This window comes from Robertmurraya korlensis, from assembly GCF_023715225.1.
In the GTDB taxonomy this organism is placed as follows: Bacteria; Bacillota; Bacilli; order Bacillales; family Cytobacillaceae; genus Robertmurraya_A.
Genome location: NZ_JAMBNS010000022.1, coordinates 1 through 16,347, shown reverse-complemented (window position 1 = coordinate 16,347; position 16,347 = coordinate 1). Strand labels below are relative to the sequence as shown.

The window sequence follows — 16,347 nt, the reverse complement described above, 5'->3', positions numbered from 1 at the left end:
CGTGTGGAGCTGACTGATACTAATCGATCGAGGACTTAACCAAATTACGATGAAACGTATTTCTTCTTCTTCATTCATTATCTAGTTTTGAAGGAATGATTCCTTCAAGTGAATACTGGTCTAGTGGTGATAGCGAAAAGGTCACACCCGTTCCCATACCGAACACGGAAGTTAAGCTTTTCAGCGCCGATGGTAGTTGAGGGTTTCCCTCTGTGAGAGTAGGACGTCGCTAGGCAAAGGAAAAAGCATCTGAATGGGTGCTTTTTTTTGTTATAAAAGATAAGAAAGTATAAGATTTTCTACTTAGAGAATTGTCTAGCTCCAGCGCCCTAGCGCCTAGTGTCCTTCGCTCTCCACCCTACGATAAGTCAAGCACGAATGCGCCTGTGGCTCTTCGTGTTGTCCAGCTTCAGTACCTAGCTCCTCGGGGTCATAAGCCAAATCCCTCCGGAAGGCTGGCCTTCCTGCGTGATTCGTCTTATGCCTGTCGGAGTTGAGCAAGGTACTTCCGCATTTCACTTTCCTTTATCTCAGTTGGAGCGCAAGCGGCCTGTCGTGCGCTGAACAGGCCGCTTGCGCTTTTCTTATTATTTCTTCATCATTAAATATTGATAAACAAGAAAGGGGCCTTTGTCTAAGCTTACTTGTAAGAATGATTGAATGAATGGGAAATCTTTATTTGGCATGGTCTTTACTAGTTCACTCCACCACTCGGTTTCGTAGCGAGCAATCATGCTTAGGTTGTACAGCAATAAATAATGAATAAGTAATTCATTGTATTGAAGTAAATCTCCTTTTGTTAAGGAAAGGGAAAAATGTCTATCTACCAGATTGTATTTTAATATAGAAAAGGATGATAGCTTTTTTCCAGCTAATTGAAAACAAAGACTCTTATTTAAACTATCCCTACATAAGAAATCGCCATTTGTTTTTGTTTGAAAAAACTCTGTGAATCGATCACTTGTCATATGAAAGGTATCAAGAGCTGCCTCAGGGATGTGTATGTCTGAACCTTTATTCTCAACAGGTAAGAAAGTTCTCTTTCCTACGAGCTCTTCAAAAAGACTAGTGAGCTCTGGAATCTGCATTAAGAGATCATTCATTGTTGTTTTTTCCCCTTCCAATTGTTTCATGTGAAACAATCTTTCTCCAATATGAGGAAACAATCCTGTCTTTTGAAACTTTACTTCATCCTGAAAAAAATGATATTGCTGCTTTTTTCTCTTCCTCGTGGAAACTCCATGGGCAAGTACAGAGGTCGTTTCAGGATAATTTGGATCTACAGTTAAAATACATGCCTTTAATAAGTGTACGAGGCCATAGAAGATAAGAATAGGCTGGATGATGAGTGGTGAGTTCCTTGCTTGTTCATAATATACTTGTCCATGCTCAAGATAATAAATAAAAGGGTAGCAGTTTTCATAACTTTTTTGTTCTGCATCTGAAAGCTCTAAAACTTGATAACATTTTTTTAAATAATTCTGTGTTGAATCTGCTGAAAAAAAGAGTGAAAATGAGTTCAAATTAGCATAAGGGAAAATCAAATGACTAACCTCCAAATTAATTGAAAAATCAAACATATTGAACAGTTCTTGACAGTATTTTAACCAATTGATAACCTACTAATAATATTTTCGAGTAGGGGGGCAATATTTATGTGGGAAAATAAGTTTGTTAAAGAGGGTTTAACCTTCGACGATGTATTGTTAGTGCCTGCAAAATCAGAAGTACTTCCTAGAGATGTGAGCTTACAAGTTCACTTAACAGAAAAAATCAAGCTAAACATTCCAATGATTAGCGCAAGTATGGACACTGTAACAGAAGCAGAGATGGCTATTGCTATGGCAAGACAAGGTGGAATTGGTATTATCCACAAGAATATGTCAATTGAACAACAAGCTGACCAAGTGGATAAGGTTAAACGTTCAGAAAGTGGAGTTATTACGGATCCTTTCTTTTTGACTCCTGATCAACAAGTGTTTGATGCTGAGCATCTTATGGGGAAATACCGAATTTCAGGTGTTCCAATCGTAAATAATGATGAGGAGCAAAAGTTAGTTGGCATTCTAACGAATCGTGATTTACGCTTCATCCAAGACTACTCGATAAAAATTTCGGATGTAATGACAAAAGAAAACTTAGTTACAGCTCCTGTGGGAACAACATTAGAAGAAGCTGAAAGCATTTTACAAAAGTATAAAATTGAAAAGCTTCCACTGGTTGACAGTGAAGGAGTTCTTAAAGGGTTAATTACGATTAAAGATATTGAGAAAGTAATCGAGTTCCCTAATTCTGCAAAAGATGAGCAAGGCCGTTTATTGGTTGGTGCAGCAGTAGGTGTAACAACGGATACAATGAAACGCGCTGAGATGCTTGTAAGAGCTCAAGTAGATGTACTTGTTATAGACACGGCTCATGGCCACTCTAAAGGCGTAATTGACATGGTCAGATCTATTAGAGAGGCATTCCCGGATATTGCTATTATTGCAGGTAATGTAGCTACAGCAGAAGCAACAAGAGAGCTAATTGAAGCTGGGGCAGATATTGTGAAAGTGGGGATTGGACCAGGTTCTATCTGTACAACAAGGGTAGTTGCAGGTGTAGGTGTACCACAAATCACAGCTGTATACGATTGTGCAACAGAAGCTAGAAAGCACGGAAAGGCAGTTATCGCTGACGGAGGAATTAAATACTCTGGAGATATTGTAAAAGCATTAGCAGCTGGTGGACATGCTGTAATGCTTGGAAGCTTACTAGCTGGTGTGACAGAGAGCCCTGGAGAAACAGAAATCTTCCAAGGCAGACGTTTCAAAGTTTATCGTGGTATGGGTTCAGTAGCTGCAATGGAAAAAGGGTCGAAGGATCGTTATTTCCAAGAAGACAATAAAAAGTTTGTTCCAGAGGGAATTGAAGGACGCCTTCCTTACAAGGGACCATTAACAGATACGATCTACCAGTTGGTTGGTGGATTACGTTCTGGAATGGGATATTGTGGAACAAAAAATTTACAGGAACTAAGAGAAAATTCTCAGTTTATTCGAATGACAGGAGCAGGTCTTCGTGAAAGTCATCCACATGATGTTCAAATCACGAAAGAAGCACCAAACTATTCCCTTTCATAAGCGTTCCTAAGACTTTAGAACGAAGAGATTACAAGTATTTTTACAAGACAGAGTGACCTTTCTCTGTCTATTTTTTTTGTAATTTATATGGTAAACTGTACAAGGTGCAAAAAATAAAGAATCATGTCGAAATGATTTTCATAGAGTAATTGACAAAGATGGAGGTAAGTTCATTGTATCGTTTAAAAAATATTTCAATTTGGGTAATGACCTTGACAATAGCATTCACATTATCGTTTGCAACAAGTGTTTCACCCGTAAAGGCAGAAGAGGATCCACTTGGAATTACGGCAGAAGCAGCCATTCTGCTTGATGCAGACACTGGAAAAATTCTTTATGCAAAAAATATCGATGTTGTACTTGGTGTCGCATCGATGTCGAAAATGATGACCGAATACCTGCTGCTTGAAGCAATTGCTGAAGGTAAAATTAAATGGGATCAAAAAGTGAAAATTAATGCGTATGTTCATCAACTATCAGGTGCGCCTGATCTATCTAATGTTGGGTTAACTGAAGGAGAAGAATATACGGTTGAAGAGCTTTATCAAGCAATGGCTATTCATTCTGGGAATGCTGCCACTGTTGCATTAGCAGAACTAATGGCAGGGTCTGAAAAAAACTTCATCACACTAATGAATAAAAAGGCTGAAGAACTTCAATTAGAGGATTATAAGTTTGTCAATTCGAGCGGACTTAATAACAGCAGTTTGTTAGGGAATCACCCAGCTGGTGGGGCTGATGAGGAAAATGTGATGTCAGCTAGAGCAACAGCTAAGCTTGCTTACCACTTAATTAATGATTATCCTGAGGTAATTGAAACAGCTAAAATGCCTGAACTTCAATTCCGAGATGGTCGAACATATAAGAATTTTAACTGGATGCTACCAGGTCTTATTTTCGAATATGCGGGTGTAGATGGATTAAAGACAGGTTCAACTGATTTTGCAGGAGCTGGGTTTACAGCAACCGCTGAGAAAGACGGACAACGTGTGATTGCGGTTGTGATGAAAGCTGCTACAAAGGACGAACGTTTTACGGAAATGAGAAAAATATTAGATTATGCTTTCGGTAACTTTACGGAAGAAGAAATCGTTGAAAAAGGGTATCAAGTCAAGGGACAAAAGACGTTACCAGTAACAAAAGGGAAAGATGACAAAGTATCCATTGAGTCAGAAGAAAGCATCTCTATGGTTGTTAAAAATGGAGAAAAAGATCAATACAAAACGGTTTTAAAACTAGATGAAGATAAGCTGAATGAAGACGGAGAGCTAACAGCTCCAGTTAAAAAAGGAGATAAGGTAGGAACACTCACGATTGAGCCAAAAGAAGGTGAGGGGTTAGGATTCCTGACTGAATCTGGACAAAAGCAAATTACTGTTGATGTTATTGCTACAGAAGATGTAGAAAAAGCCAATTGGTTTGTTTTAATGATGCGTGGAGTTGGGGGCTTTTTTGGAAACCTATGGGACAGTGCCTCTTCAGCTGTTAAAGGAATATTTTAAATAAAGAGATTATTTCCTCGTAAATAAGGGCTTCCTGTCTTGACAGGAAGCTCTTTTTATTGTTTATTTACGAATAGGGAAAAAGATTAATTTCGATTGAATTCGTTATGCTTTCCTTTTTTTAGTAGCTACATATGGAGACATAATTTACCCATCTAATGTAGATGGTAATAATGAAAGGGGATCAAGTATGAAAACAGGTACAGATCGAGTTAAACGTGGTATGGCAGAAATGCAAAAAGGCGGCGTCATTATGGACGTTGTTAACGCAGAGCAAGCAAAAATTGCTGAAGAAGCTGGTGCTGTTGCAGTTATGGCGCTTGAAAGAGTGCCTTCAGATATTCGTGCAGCTGGTGGAGTAGCTCGTATGGCTGACCCACGTATTATGGAAGAAGTAATGAATGCTGTTTCTATTCCTGTAATGGCTAAAGCACGTATTGGACATATTGTAGAAGCTCGTATTTTAGAAGCTATGGGTGTTGACTACATCGATGAGAGCGAAGTATTAACACCTGCTGATGAAGAATATCACCTGTACAAGAGTGACTTTACAGTTCCTTTTGTATGTGGATGTCGTGATCTAGGGGAAGCTGCTCGTCGTATTGGTGAAGGGGCATCGATGTTACGTACAAAAGGTGAGCCTGGTACAGGAAACATCGTTGAAGCAGTTCGTCATATGCGTCAGGTAAATGCACAAGTACGTAAAGTAGTTGGAATGAATGTGGACGAGCTTATGACAGAAGCTAAGCTTCTAGGAGCGCCATTTGAGCTTCTTCTTCAAATTAAGGAGTTAGGCCGTTTACCGGTTGTTAACTTCGCAGCTGGTGGGGTTGCAACGCCTGCAGATGCTGCTTTAATGATGGAGCTAGGTGCTGATGGAGTATTCGTAGGATCTGGAATCTTTAAATCTGATAACCCTGCTAAGTTTGCTCGTGCGATTGTAGAAGCAACAACTCATTACCAAGACTACAAATTAATTGCTGAGCTTTCAAAAGAGCTTGGAACTCCAATGAAGGGGATTGAAATCTCTTCTTTAGCTCCAGAAGCTCGTATGCAAGACCGTGGATGGTAAGGTGAACAAAATGGTTAAAGTAGGAGTACTAGGCCTTCAAGGAGCTGTACGTGAGCATGTACGCTCCATTGAAGAGAGTGGGGCAGAAGCAGTTGTGATCAAAACTAAAGATCAGCTCGAAGAAGTGGATGGGTTGATCATGCCTGGTGGAGAAAGTACAACGATGCGTCGCTTAATTGATAAGTACGATTTTATGGATAGCCTTAAGGAGTTTGCGCAGTCAGGAAAACCAATGTTCGGAACTTGTGCGGGACTTATCTTAATGGCTAAGGAGCTTGTTGATTACGATCAACCTCATATTGGTGCGATGGATGTAAAAGTGGAGCGAAACTCATTTGGACGCCAACGTGAAAGCTTTGAAGCAGAATTAGATATTGCTGGTGTTGGTGAAAATTATCCAGCAGTCTTTATTCGTGCCCCACATATTGTTGCTGCAGGTGAGAATGTTGAAATCCTTGCGAAGCATGATAATCGCATTGTTTTTGCTAGAGAAGGGCAATTCCTTGGTTGCTCCTTTCATCCAGAATTAACAGAGGATCACCGTATCACGCAGTATTTTATCAATATGGTAAAAGAAGCGAAAAAATAAATATAATCCGGTTGCATCTTGGAAATAATTGTAGTAAAGTACTATAAAAATAAATAATTGTAATGCATTGAGAGGAAATAGTAGCAAGAGAGCTATTTTATAGAGAGCCGATGGTTGGTGGAAATCGGTAAATGGTGCTTGTGAATCCATCCTTGAGTGAAGTATGGAAAGCTTATTGTGTGAGTAAGTACTTCCGGTTAAAAACCGTTATTTATTTAAGGTGGAAGGTGAGAAATACCTTCAACTAGGGTGGCAACGCGGGTAACTCTCGTCCCTTTTATAGGGACGGGAGTTTTTTGTTTGCTGAAAATGATAAAGGAGGAATCAATATGTTAGATTTAAAATTTTTGCGTGCTAATTTTGAAGAAGTAAAGGAAAAGCTTCAGCATCGTGGAGAAGATTTAACCGATTTAGGTAAATTTGAAGAACTGGACCGTACACGTAGAGAGTTAATTTTAGAAGTAGAACAATTGAAAAGTAAGCGTAACGAAGTTTCTCAACAAGTAGCGGTGCTTAAGAGAGAAAAGCAGGATGCGGACCAATTAATTGCTGAGATGAAAGAAGTAGGAGATAAAATTAAAGGATTAGATGATCAGTTACGTGATGTTGAGGAAACACTGGAGAAGCTTCTACTAAGCATTCCAAATATCCCACATGAAAGTGTCCCTGTTGGTGAAACAGAGGATGATAATATAGAAATTCGTAAATGGGGAGAGCTTCCTAGCTTTGATTTTGAGCCAAAGCCGCATTGGGATGTAGCGGATGGTCTAGGTATTGTAGACTTTGAACGTGCAGGCAAAGTTACAGGAAGTCGTTTCGTTTTCTATAAGGGATTAGGTGCTAAGCTTGAACGTGCATTGTTCAATTTTATGTTAGATTTGCATACAGAAGAGCATGGTTATGAAGAGGTTCTACCTCCGTACATTGTAAACCGTGCAAGTATGACGGGAACAGGACAACTTCCGAAATTTGAAGAAGATGCCTTCCGAATTGAAAGTGAAGATTTTTTCTTAATACCAACAGCAGAGGTTCCTGTAACGAATTTACATCGTGATGAAATTTTAAGCGGTGAGGATTTACCAATTAACTATGCAGCCTTTAGTGCTTGCTTCCGCTCTGAAGCCGGATCAGCTGGTAGAGATACAAGAGGTTTGATTCGCCAGCATCAGTTTAACAAAGTGGAGCTTGTAAAGTTTGTTAAGCCTGAGGATTCATATGAGGAACTTGAAAAATTAACAGGTCATGCAGAAAAGGTATTACAGCTTTTGGGACTTCCATATCGTGTATTAAGCATGTGTACTGGAGATCTTGGCTTTACGGCAGCGAAGAAATACGATATTGAAGTATGGATTCCGAGCTATGAAACCTATCGTGAAATTTCTTCTTGTAGTAATTTTGAGAGTTTCCAAGCGCGCCGAGCTAATATTCGTTTTAGACGTGAACCGAAAGGGAAGCCAGAGGCTGTGCATACACTAAACGGATCAGGTCTAGCCATTGGTCGTACGGTGGCGGCGATCCTAGAAAACTTCCAGCAAGCTGATGGTAGTGTTGTCATTCCGGAAGTGTTACGTCCGTATATGGGGAACCGTGAAGTGATCAAATAAGGCTAACGGTTATAAATTAAGCGGGTGGAAATACCCGCTTAATATTTTTTGAAAAATAGTTGACTTCATTTTTCGTACATGCTATATTATACCTTGTCGATGAGATACGGAGGTATACCCAAGTCCGGCTGAAGGGATCGGTCTTGAAAACCGACAGGCGGGTCAAACCGCGCGGGGGTTCGAATCCCTCTACCTCCTCCATCTAATTGAAATGAACCATTGCGCATAAAATGGAGATTGAAAACCGCTTGTGATTACACAGCGGTTTTTTTGCGTATAAATATAAAAAAAATCGCTGAAAAACTCAGCGATTATCTTTTTAGTAATTGTGATTGCTTTATATGGTTGGCTATACGTTCAATCACTGGTTCAATGGAGGACTCGTCATCCCTGATGTCGTATTCATTAATATTAATTCGTAACACGGGACATGCCGAGAATGAGTTAATCCAATCTTCGTAACGTTGATGCATTTCATTCCAATAATCAATGGGTGTTTGCTGTTCCATTGGACGCCCACGCTCTTTAATTCGACCGATGATATCATCAATTGATCCTTCTAGATAAATTAGTAGATCTGGATGAGGAAAATACGGTGTCATAACCATTGCCTCGAAAAGGCTCGTGTAGGTTTCATAATCTACCTTAGACATCGTACCTTTTTCAAAATGCATTTTTGCAAAAATCCCTGTATCTTCATAAATTGAACGGTCTTGAATAAATCCCCCACCATATTCGAAGATACGCTTTTGTTCTTTGAAGCGTTCTGCAAGGAAGTATACTTGCAAGTGAAAACTCCATCTATTAAAGTCAGCATAAAATTTATCTAAGTAAGGATTCGTATCTACTTTTTCAAAGGATGTACGAAAATCAAGTGCATTTGCAAGAGCGTTCGTCATCGTAGACTTCCCTACTCCCACTGTCCCTGCAATCGTAATAACCGAGTTAGCAGGTATTCCGTATTTAGTTCGAAGGTTCATGATTACATACTCCTTTTTCTAACGATGTTGTTAACTGGTTGATAATCCTGTCTAGGTCACTCTTATTTTTTACAAAGTCTAGCTCGTCTCCGCTAAATCGTAAAACGGGGATGTCAGGATGCAATTTTTCAAACTCACTGATCGCATGATCATAATCGATAGATAATTGCTCAAGATAAAGAGGGCTTATGTTCTTCTCAATTTCCCGACCGCGCATCTTTATTCGAGATAAAAGAGTATCTAAACTAGCATGTAAATAAATGATGACGTTTGGCTTTGGCATATCTCTAGTTAATATTTGATAAATATTAAAATATTTATCATACTCTTCGGTGCTTAATGTACGCTGAGCAAAAATAAGGTTTTTAAATATATGATAATCGGCTACGACCGGTGCGTTTTTAGTTAGATATAACTTCTGAATGTCTCCGAGTTGCTTATATCGGTTACATAAGAAAAACATCTCGGTTTGAAAACTCCATTCTTCAATGTTTTCATAAAACTTCCCTAAAAATGGGTTTTCATCAACGATCTCCCGAAGTAATGCAAATTGGAAGTGATCAGAAATGACCTTGGCTAATGATGTTTTGCCCACACCAATTGGCCCCTCTACCGTAATAAAAGGCGTTTCCCCCATGGCTTGTCCTCCTTACTGCTTATCTCCTAAGGTGGTATTTCCGTCTATATTAAAATAGTTATTTTTATGAGACAAAGTCCATTTTATCACATATAGGTCTGATAGGAATATGGAATTATTTCTTGTTTCCCATATTGAAAATATTAGTAAAAAAAATAGCAGCTATAAAGCTGCTAGTGTTACTCTACCTTTTTACAACGTTAAAATTCTCTACAATGAGTAACCAGTTCTGCGGAAATGCGAGTCCGAGCTTCCAGTAGCTCATTCCACGGAGGTTTAACTCTTTAATCAAGTTGAATTTTGCTTGAATGGAGCGGGCGTCTTCAAACCAAACTTCATGTTGCTTACCATCTTTGTCCCTGTATCTAAAAAAAGGTGCTTGAGCGGTTGTATCATACTGAATGGCAACATTATTCGTTGCAGCAAGTTGAATCGCTTGCTGAGGACTTACAGCTTTTGCTACCTTTCCTTGAACGAATGGAAGAGTCCAATCATAACCATATAAGTTCTGTCCCATCATGATTTTGGAAGCTGGCATTTCTGTTAAAGCATATTCAATAACCTTTCTTACTGGTCCGATAGGGGACACAGCCATTGCTGGACCCCCGCTATAGCCCCATTCATAGGTCATAATAACAACAAAGTCAACAATTTCCCCATGGGCTCGGTAATCATGAGCTTCATACCATTCCCCTTTTTGTTCACGGCTTGTTTTCGGAGCTAAAGCTGTTGAAAGCAGCCACCCTTCCGCTTGGAAACGAGCCTTTGCTTTCCGTAAAAAGCGATTGTATGCCTCGCGATCTGCCGGGCGCAAGAATTCAAAATCGAAATGTATGTCTCTGAAATTATACTTTTTAGCGGTTGCTACAATATTATTTAAAAATCGATCCTGGATTGGGATATCATTTAATAAGATTCTTCCTAATTCAGCATTGAATTGGTCATTTTCTTGATTGGTTATGACCATCATGAGTACATTGTTATTGGCCCTTGCAATGGCAGGAAAGTTATTTAAGAGTGGTTCTTTTAGAGATCCGTCTCTTAAAGCTTGGAAGCTGAAGGGAGCTAAGTACGTTAGATAAGGTGCTGCTTCTCGGGCACTTTCCTCAAGAACTGGTGCAACTGTCGTTCCTCTTGGCTCCACATAGGCATTGAATTCAGCATTTCTTCTTGCTTTTCGCGGGATATATAATCTGAGGCCAATGCGTAAAGGTTGAGTGAGAGAAAGACGGTTTACCTGTGCGAGCTGTTGATAAGAGACTCCAAATTTCTGTGCTATTGACCAGAGGCTGTCACCAGATTGTACCCAATAAAAGCTGCCCACGATTGGTATAACTAACGTTTGCCCAACAACCAAGTCATTGGGGTTAGGGATTTCATTTGCTTCAATTAAATCATTTACTGTTGTGGAATAGGCTTGAGCAATTCCGTAAAGCGATTGGTTTGGCTGCACGACATGAATTTGCATGTTTTTCCCTCCTAGATGAATCGAGCAAACCATAGAATAATGGTGTTCACTCCAAATAGTGATATTAAACGCTATCACCATCTTATGAGGGAAAGAAATCATTCATGTTACATAATTCTTAAATAGAATCAATCTTGCCTTTTAACACATTTTTGATCATTTTTAATGAGTACTCATTGTCTTGGTCATCAGCAGAAGCGATTGCGTTATGAGGAACATGGATGGAATATTCCCTCATATATGCATCATTTGCAGTAAAAAGTACACAAATGTTTCCGGCAATACCTGTGATAACAAGAGAACGTATATTCAGCTGGTGTAGTAGAGTGTTTAGGGCGGTACCAAAGAAAGCGGAATGCTTTGGTTTAATAAGAAAAAGGTCATCTGGCTCCGGTTGGATGATGTTAATAATTTCTTGGCTTAAAGAGTTTTCACAATGTTTGATGATACGTGTAACATCTGCTTGCCAAAGATTGTAATGATCATTTATATAAATAATGGGCAGCTTTTCTTTCGTAAACTGTCCCTTTAATTTTTGTATATTTTTAGCGATAGGTAAAGTTTTCTTTGCTAGTACTTCACCGTTACTGAAGTCAAAGTTATTGATCATATCAATTATTAATAGAGCCGTTTGACCCGTATTTTCAACCATGCACATTTATGTATCCTCACTTTCTTTTTTCTTCTTTAGCGTGTGAAGGTTGTATTTTTCTATACATTTGGGGATGATGGATAAAATAAATGAAAGGAATTTATAAGTGCAAATGAATGATGAAACATATATGTTGGAAGCAATAAAGGAAGCGAAAAAGGCAGAACAGCTACAGGAAGTACCCATAGGGGCTGTGATCGTCATTAATGATCAAATTGTGGCAAGAGCCCATAATCTGCGAGAAACAAGACAGAGTGCGGTTGCTCATGCGGAATTACTTGCTATAGAAAAAGCGTGTGAAGAATTAGGAACATGGAGGCTTGAAGGAGCAACTCTATATGTAACGTTGGAGCCTTGTCCGATGTGCGCTGGAGCAATCATTATGTCACGAGTAGAAAGGGTTGTGTTTGGAGCAAGTGACCCAAAGGGTGGCTGTGCCGGGACATTTATGAACTTATTATCCGACGAAAGATTTAATCATCAAAGTGAAGTGTGCTCTGGTGTGCTAGAAAAGGAATGTGGCGAGCTATTAAGTAATTTCTTTCGAAGCATTCGACTGAAGAAGAAAGAAGAAAAAAAGAATAGAAATACCGGGATAAATAACTTACAGTAATTTACAGTTGTAAAAGATTGATTTTTAGCAGGAAAAAAAGTATACTAAATTATGCGTCGTCAGTGACGCACTTAAATAAGGTTTCAATTTTGCCGTGCTAGGTGGGGAGGTAGCGGTGCCCTGTACTCGCAATCCGCTCTAGCGAGACTGAATCCCTTCCCGAGGCTGGTTGCCTGTAGGGTCTGCCTTAAGCAAGTGGTGTTGACGCCCGGGTCCTGCGCAATGGGAATCCATGAACCATGTCAGGTCCGGAAGGAAGCAGCATTAAGTGGACGCTCCCATGTGCCGCGGGGTTGCCTGGGCCGAGCTAACTACTTAAGTAACGCTTATGGGCGCCAGTCGACGGAAGGTGCACGGCAGTTAAATGATAATAGCAAACTCATCTCTTCAACAAGAGGTGAGTTTTTTGCATATATAGCTAAGATTTATTAAACAGCCTTTGTAAAAAGGATTTTCTTTACGTTATAATAAAAAAGACCATATATAGGAGGGGGCTTGTCTGTGGCTTATCAAGCTCTATATCGTGTTTGGCGTCCTCAAACATTTATTGATGTCGTTGGACAAGAACATGTAACAAAGACTTTGCAAAACGCCCTGCTTCAGCAGAAAATCTCACATGCGTACTTGTTTTCTGGACCAAGAGGAACGGGAAAAACAAGTGCGGCAAAGATTTTTGCAAAAGCGGTTAACTGTGAAAATTCGCCCGCAAACGAACCATGTAATGCGTGTCCTGCTTGCTTAGGTATTACCGATGGATCGATTCCAGATGTCATTGAAATAGATGCGGCTTCTAACAATGGAGTCGAGGAAATAAGAGATATAAGAGACAAAGTAAAATTTGCTCCAAGTTCTGTGAAGTACAAGGTCTATATCGTTGATGAAGTCCATATGCTTTCTATCGGAGCTTTTAATGCATTACTTAAGACTTTGGAGGAACCACCAAGACATGTCATCTTTATTCTAGCTACAACAGAACCTCATAAAATTCCCCTTACGATCATTTCAAGATGTCAGCGGTTTGATTTTAAGAGGATATCTGCTCATTCCATTGTCAGTCGAATGAAGACAATTGTAGATGAAACAGGTGTTCAATATGAGGAAAAAGCGCTACAAGTTGTTGCTAGAGCGGCAGAAGGTGGAATGCGGGATGCCCTAAGTTTACTTGATCAGGCCATTTCCTTTAGCCGTGAAGAAGTAACAGTAGAAGATGCTCTAACAGTTACAGGCTCTGTTTCTCAAGGTTTGTTAAACCTATTGGCTACAGCCATAAAAGAAAGAGATGCAGCCAAAGCATTGGAAGCGTTAGAGGAGCTATTATTCTTAGGGAAGGATCCGTCGAGATTTATTGAGGACTTTATCCTTTATTACCGTGATATGCTTCTTTACAAGGCCGCGCCCAATTTAGAAGAATCATTCGAACGAGTATTACTTGATGAGGAATTTAAGCAATTAGCTGAAACGGTTAATCAAGAAGAAATCTATCAAATTATTGAGACATTAAATAAATCTCAACAGGAGATGCGCTGGACAAACCATCCTCGCATATTTTTAGAAGTAGCAGTAGTAAAACTTTGCCAAATGAAAGTTAGGGATAATGGTAAACAAATTAGTTCTACTGAGATTGATTCTTTGTTGAGTAAAATATCTAGCCTTGAGGAACAACTATCAGATCTAAGAAAAAATGGTATCTCGGTTACGAGTGATCAAGCTGTTAATACTACGCAAGCCAAACCAGCTCGTACCTCACGAAGAGGGTTCCAGGCACAGACAGGGAAAATAAATGAGGTCCTGAAGAGTGCAACAAAACCTGATTTAACGCTTGTAAAAAGCAAATGGGGAGAATTGTTAGGGAAACTTGTATATAATCAAATGAGATCACAAGCGGCATTACTAAACGAAGCCGAACCAGTAGCAGCTTCAACAACCGCATTGGTGATTAGTTTTAAATATGAGATTCATTGTCAAATGGCTATGGATAACGATCGATTCTTAACCGTCTTATCCGACTTAACTCAAGAATTAATAGGGCGACGTTTATCCGTTGTCGGAGTCCCAGAGGAACAATGGCAGACGATCCGTGCTGGATTTATTAAAACAAACCGAGATGGAGAATCTGATCAAGGGGATTCAGGGAAAGAAAATGATGAAGACCCAGTTATTTCAGAAGCTATCAAACTTTTTGGAAACGAATTAATTGAAATTAAAGACTAAATTACATGGAGGATGAAAAAGATGCGTGGAATGGGTAATATGCAAAATATGATGAAACAAATGCAAAAGATGCAAAAGAAAATGGCTCAAGCTCAAGAGGAGCTAGGAGAAAAGAGAATTGAAGGAACTGCTGGTGGAGGAATGGTGACAGTCATTGTTTCCGGACACAAAGAAGTTCTTGAAGTAAATATTAAGGAAGAAGTAGTAGATCCAGAAGATATCGATATGCTTCAAGATTTAGTACTTGCTGCTACAAACGATGCCCTAAAGAAGGCGGAAGAACTAACGAACAATACGATGGGACAATTCACTAAAGGAATGAACCTTCCTGGAATGTTCTAATTAGGAGGGGTAAAAAGTGCATTATCCTGAACCAATCTCAAAGCTTATAGACAGTTTTATGAAACTGCCAGGAATCGGCCCGAAAACGGCTGCTCGACTGGCGTTTTTTGTGCTTAGTATGAAGGAAGACACAGTCCTTGATTTTGCCAAGGCACTTGTAAATGCAAAAAGAAATTTAAGTTATTGTTCGGTTTGTGGACATATAACCGATCAGGATCCTTGTTATATTTGTGAAGACCAAAGACGAGATCGAAGAATCATATGTGTTGTTCAAGATCCAAAAGATGTTATTGCAATGGAAAAAATGAAGGAATACAGTGGTCTCTATCATGTACTTCATGGAGCAATATCACCAATGGATGGTATTGGACCAGAAGATATTAATATTCCTGATTTATTAAAAAGACTGCAAGATGAAGAAGTTCAGGAAATCATACTAGCTACAAATCCAAATATTGAAGGTGAAGCAACTGCAATGTATATTTCACGCCTACTTAAGCCGACTGGCATCAAGATCACTCGTATTGCTCATGGTCTTCCGGTAGGTGGAGATTTAGAATACGCAGATGAAGTTACTCTATCGAAAGCACTCGAAGGAAGAAGAGAAGTATAAAGTGGGGAATGAATATGTTTTTTCGACGCAAGGGTTGGTTAAGAAAAGAATTTAATGATCAACTTATCTTTCAAATGGATCAGCTTAAAACAAGCTGGAATAATCAGAAGACGTTGTTAAACAAAAGCTTCGATCCCTCAGAAGATATTATTTGTCAGACGAAAATTGCTGAAGCTAAGTACTTTTTTCTTTTTAAAGAAGCGAAGCATCGAAATATTAAAATAGACCGGTAAGTAAATAAATAAGCCACGTTCTTTTTCTTTTAGCTTGTACATATATTGTTACTACAAGTGATAAGAGGGGGATCAAACTGTGGAGCCGGTAATTGTTATTTCTGTTCTTGGTGGACTAATTGTTTTATTACTACTGATGGGCACACCGTTGAAACCAGTACGTACAATAGGACAAGGATTGATCAAAATATTGATAGGAGCATTATTTCTATTCTTCCTTAATGCGTTTGGGAATCAATTTAATATACATGTGCCTATCAATTTAATGACTTCTGCTATATCAGGCTTCTTAGGTCTACCTGGGTTAGCAGCTTTAGTGGCGGTTCAACTATGGATTTTATAAGCCAAAGAAATAAATCACTTAAAGGTGATTTATTTTTTTTGAGATAAAGTTTTAAAAAAATGTGTTTTTGCTGTTGACGAGATAGTTGAATGGTGATAATATAGTTTAAGTCGCCACGAGGTAATGAAAAATAACTTAAAAAAGTTGTTGACATTACGAAGTGGGAATGATATTCTAATTAAGTCGCCTACGAGCGATAGTAATTGTTCTTTGAAAACTAAACAAATCATACGTCAACAAAAAAATGATTAGTGTTGAAATATACACTAGCCAACGTTTTAACTTTAAGAGCTAATCTTACTCTTTATTGGAGAGTTTGATCCTGGCTCAGGACGAACGCTGGCGGCGTGCCTAATACATGCAAGT

General features: G+C 39.1%; 16 protein-coding genes, 1 tRNA gene, 2 rRNA genes, 1 other RNA gene and 1 other annotated feature. Of the genes, 15 read left to right on the top strand and 5 right to left on the bottom strand.

Annotation, left to right across the window (positions count from 1 at the left end):
* Positions 1-119 precede the first annotated feature (119 nt).
* Positions 120-235 (top strand): 5S ribosomal RNA (rrf, locus tag M3175_RS23705).
* Positions 236-587: 352 nt separating this feature from the next.
* Here the strand turns inward: rrf and M3175_RS23700 are convergent.
* Positions 588-1,544, bottom strand: coding sequence for a YaaC family protein (locus tag M3175_RS23700; RefSeq protein ID WP_251524294.1), 957 nt, complete (start codon positions 1,542-1,544; stop codon positions 588-590).
* Positions 1,545-1,655: 111 nt separating this feature from the next.
* On the opposite strand from M3175_RS23700, the gene guaB reads away from it, so the two are divergent.
* The 6 genes from guaB (at position 1,656) to M3175_RS23670 (ending at position 8,090) form a co-directional block, all read left to right on the top strand.
* Positions 1,656-3,122 carry an IMP dehydrogenase gene (guaB, locus tag M3175_RS23695; protein ID WP_119706179.1) on the top strand — a complete coding sequence of 489 codons (1,467 nt, stop codon included), beginning with the start codon at positions 1,656-1,658 and terminating at the stop codon, positions 3,120-3,122.
* Between the two features lie 173 nt (positions 3,123-3,295).
* A complete protein-coding gene (locus M3175_RS23690) occupies positions 3,296-4,624 on the top strand; it encodes a serine hydrolase (RefSeq protein ID WP_371321722.1) in 1,329 nt (442 codons plus the stop codon).
* Between the two features lie 190 nt (positions 4,625-4,814).
* A complete protein-coding gene (pdxS, locus tag M3175_RS23685; RefSeq protein WP_251524291.1) occupies positions 4,815-5,696 on the top strand; it encodes a pyridoxal 5'-phosphate synthase lyase subunit PdxS in 882 nt (293 codons plus the stop codon).
* Positions 5,697-5,706: 10 nt separating this feature from the next.
* On the top strand, positions 5,707-6,285 hold the full coding sequence (gene pdxT / locus M3175_RS23680; protein ID WP_251524290.1) for a pyridoxal 5'-phosphate synthase glutaminase subunit PdxT: 579 nt from the start codon (positions 5,707-5,709) through the stop codon (positions 6,283-6,285).
* 58 nt (positions 6,286-6,343) lie between these two features.
* Positions 6,344-6,564, top strand: a binding site (T-box leader).
* A 50-nt stretch (positions 6,565-6,614) separates the two neighbouring features.
* Positions 6,615-7,889, top strand: coding sequence for a serine--tRNA ligase (gene serS / locus M3175_RS23675; RefSeq protein ID WP_251524288.1), 1,275 nt, complete (start codon positions 6,615-6,617; stop codon positions 7,887-7,889).
* A gap of 108 nt (positions 7,890-7,997) precedes the next feature.
* Positions 7,998-8,090 (top strand) — tRNA-Ser (locus M3175_RS23670).
* 110 nt (positions 8,091-8,200) lie between these two features.
* Here M3175_RS23670 and M3175_RS23665 read toward each other — a convergent pair.
* The 4 genes from M3175_RS23665 to M3175_RS23650 form a co-directional block, all read right to left on the bottom strand.
* Positions 8,201-8,869: a deoxynucleoside kinase gene (locus M3175_RS23665; RefSeq protein ID WP_251524286.1), complete on the bottom strand. Its 669-nt coding sequence runs from the start codon at positions 8,867-8,869 to the stop codon at positions 8,201-8,203.
* Complete coding sequence (locus tag M3175_RS23660; protein ID WP_251524284.1) at positions 8,853-9,506, bottom strand: deoxynucleoside kinase; 654 nt, start codon at positions 9,504-9,506, stop codon at positions 8,853-8,855. The genes M3175_RS23665 and M3175_RS23660 overlap by 17 nt, the downstream gene beginning before the upstream one ends.
* A 184-nt stretch (positions 9,507-9,690) precedes the next feature.
* Entirely contained in the window at positions 9,691-10,974 is a 1,284-nt protein-coding gene (locus tag M3175_RS23655; RefSeq protein WP_251524282.1) for a glycoside hydrolase family 18 protein, read from the bottom strand.
* A gap of 118 nt (positions 10,975-11,092) precedes the next feature.
* Positions 11,093-11,626 (bottom strand): cysteine hydrolase family protein, encoded by a 534-nt coding sequence (locus M3175_RS23650; RefSeq protein WP_251524280.1) that lies wholly within the window; start codon positions 11,624-11,626, stop codon positions 11,093-11,095.
* A 112-nt stretch (positions 11,627-11,738) separates the two neighbouring features.
* Here M3175_RS23650 and tadA point away from each other — a divergent pair, with 112 nt between their 5' ends.
* The 8 genes from tadA to M3175_RS23610 all read left to right on the top strand — a co-directional run.
* On the top strand, positions 11,739-12,239 hold the full coding sequence (gene tadA / locus M3175_RS23645) for a tRNA adenosine(34) deaminase TadA (RefSeq protein WP_251524278.1): 501 nt from the start codon (positions 11,739-11,741) through the stop codon (positions 12,237-12,239).
* Positions 12,240-12,331: 92 nt separating this feature from the next.
* An RNA gene (ffs, locus tag M3175_RS23640) (signal recognition particle sRNA large type) lies at positions 12,332-12,596 on the top strand.
* Positions 12,597-12,740: 144 nt separating this feature from the next.
* Positions 12,741-14,450: a DNA polymerase III subunit gamma/tau gene (gene dnaX, locus M3175_RS23635; RefSeq protein ID WP_251524276.1), complete on the top strand. Its 1,710-nt coding sequence runs from the start codon at positions 12,741-12,743 to the stop codon at positions 14,448-14,450.
* Positions 14,451-14,471: 21 nt separating this feature from the next.
* Positions 14,472-14,792, top strand: a complete 321-nt coding sequence (locus M3175_RS23630) for a YbaB/EbfC family nucleoid-associated protein (protein WP_066060132.1) — start codon at positions 14,472-14,474, stop codon at positions 14,790-14,792.
* A gap of 16 nt (positions 14,793-14,808) precedes the next feature.
* Complete coding sequence (gene recR / locus M3175_RS23625; protein WP_066060135.1) at positions 14,809-15,405, top strand: recombination mediator RecR; 597 nt, start codon at positions 14,809-14,811, stop codon at positions 15,403-15,405.
* Between the two features lie 14 nt (positions 15,406-15,419).
* Positions 15,420-15,638, top strand: coding sequence for a YaaL family protein (locus tag M3175_RS23620; RefSeq protein WP_251524267.1), 219 nt, complete (start codon positions 15,420-15,422; stop codon positions 15,636-15,638).
* A gap of 79 nt (positions 15,639-15,717) precedes the next feature.
* On the top strand, positions 15,718-15,981 hold the full coding sequence (locus M3175_RS23615; RefSeq protein ID WP_251524265.1) for a pro-sigmaK processing inhibitor BofA family protein: 264 nt from the start codon (positions 15,718-15,720) through the stop codon (positions 15,979-15,981).
* Positions 15,982-16,285: 304 nt separating this feature from the next.
* Positions 16,286-16,347 (top strand): 16S ribosomal RNA (locus tag M3175_RS23610); the annotation flags it as partial.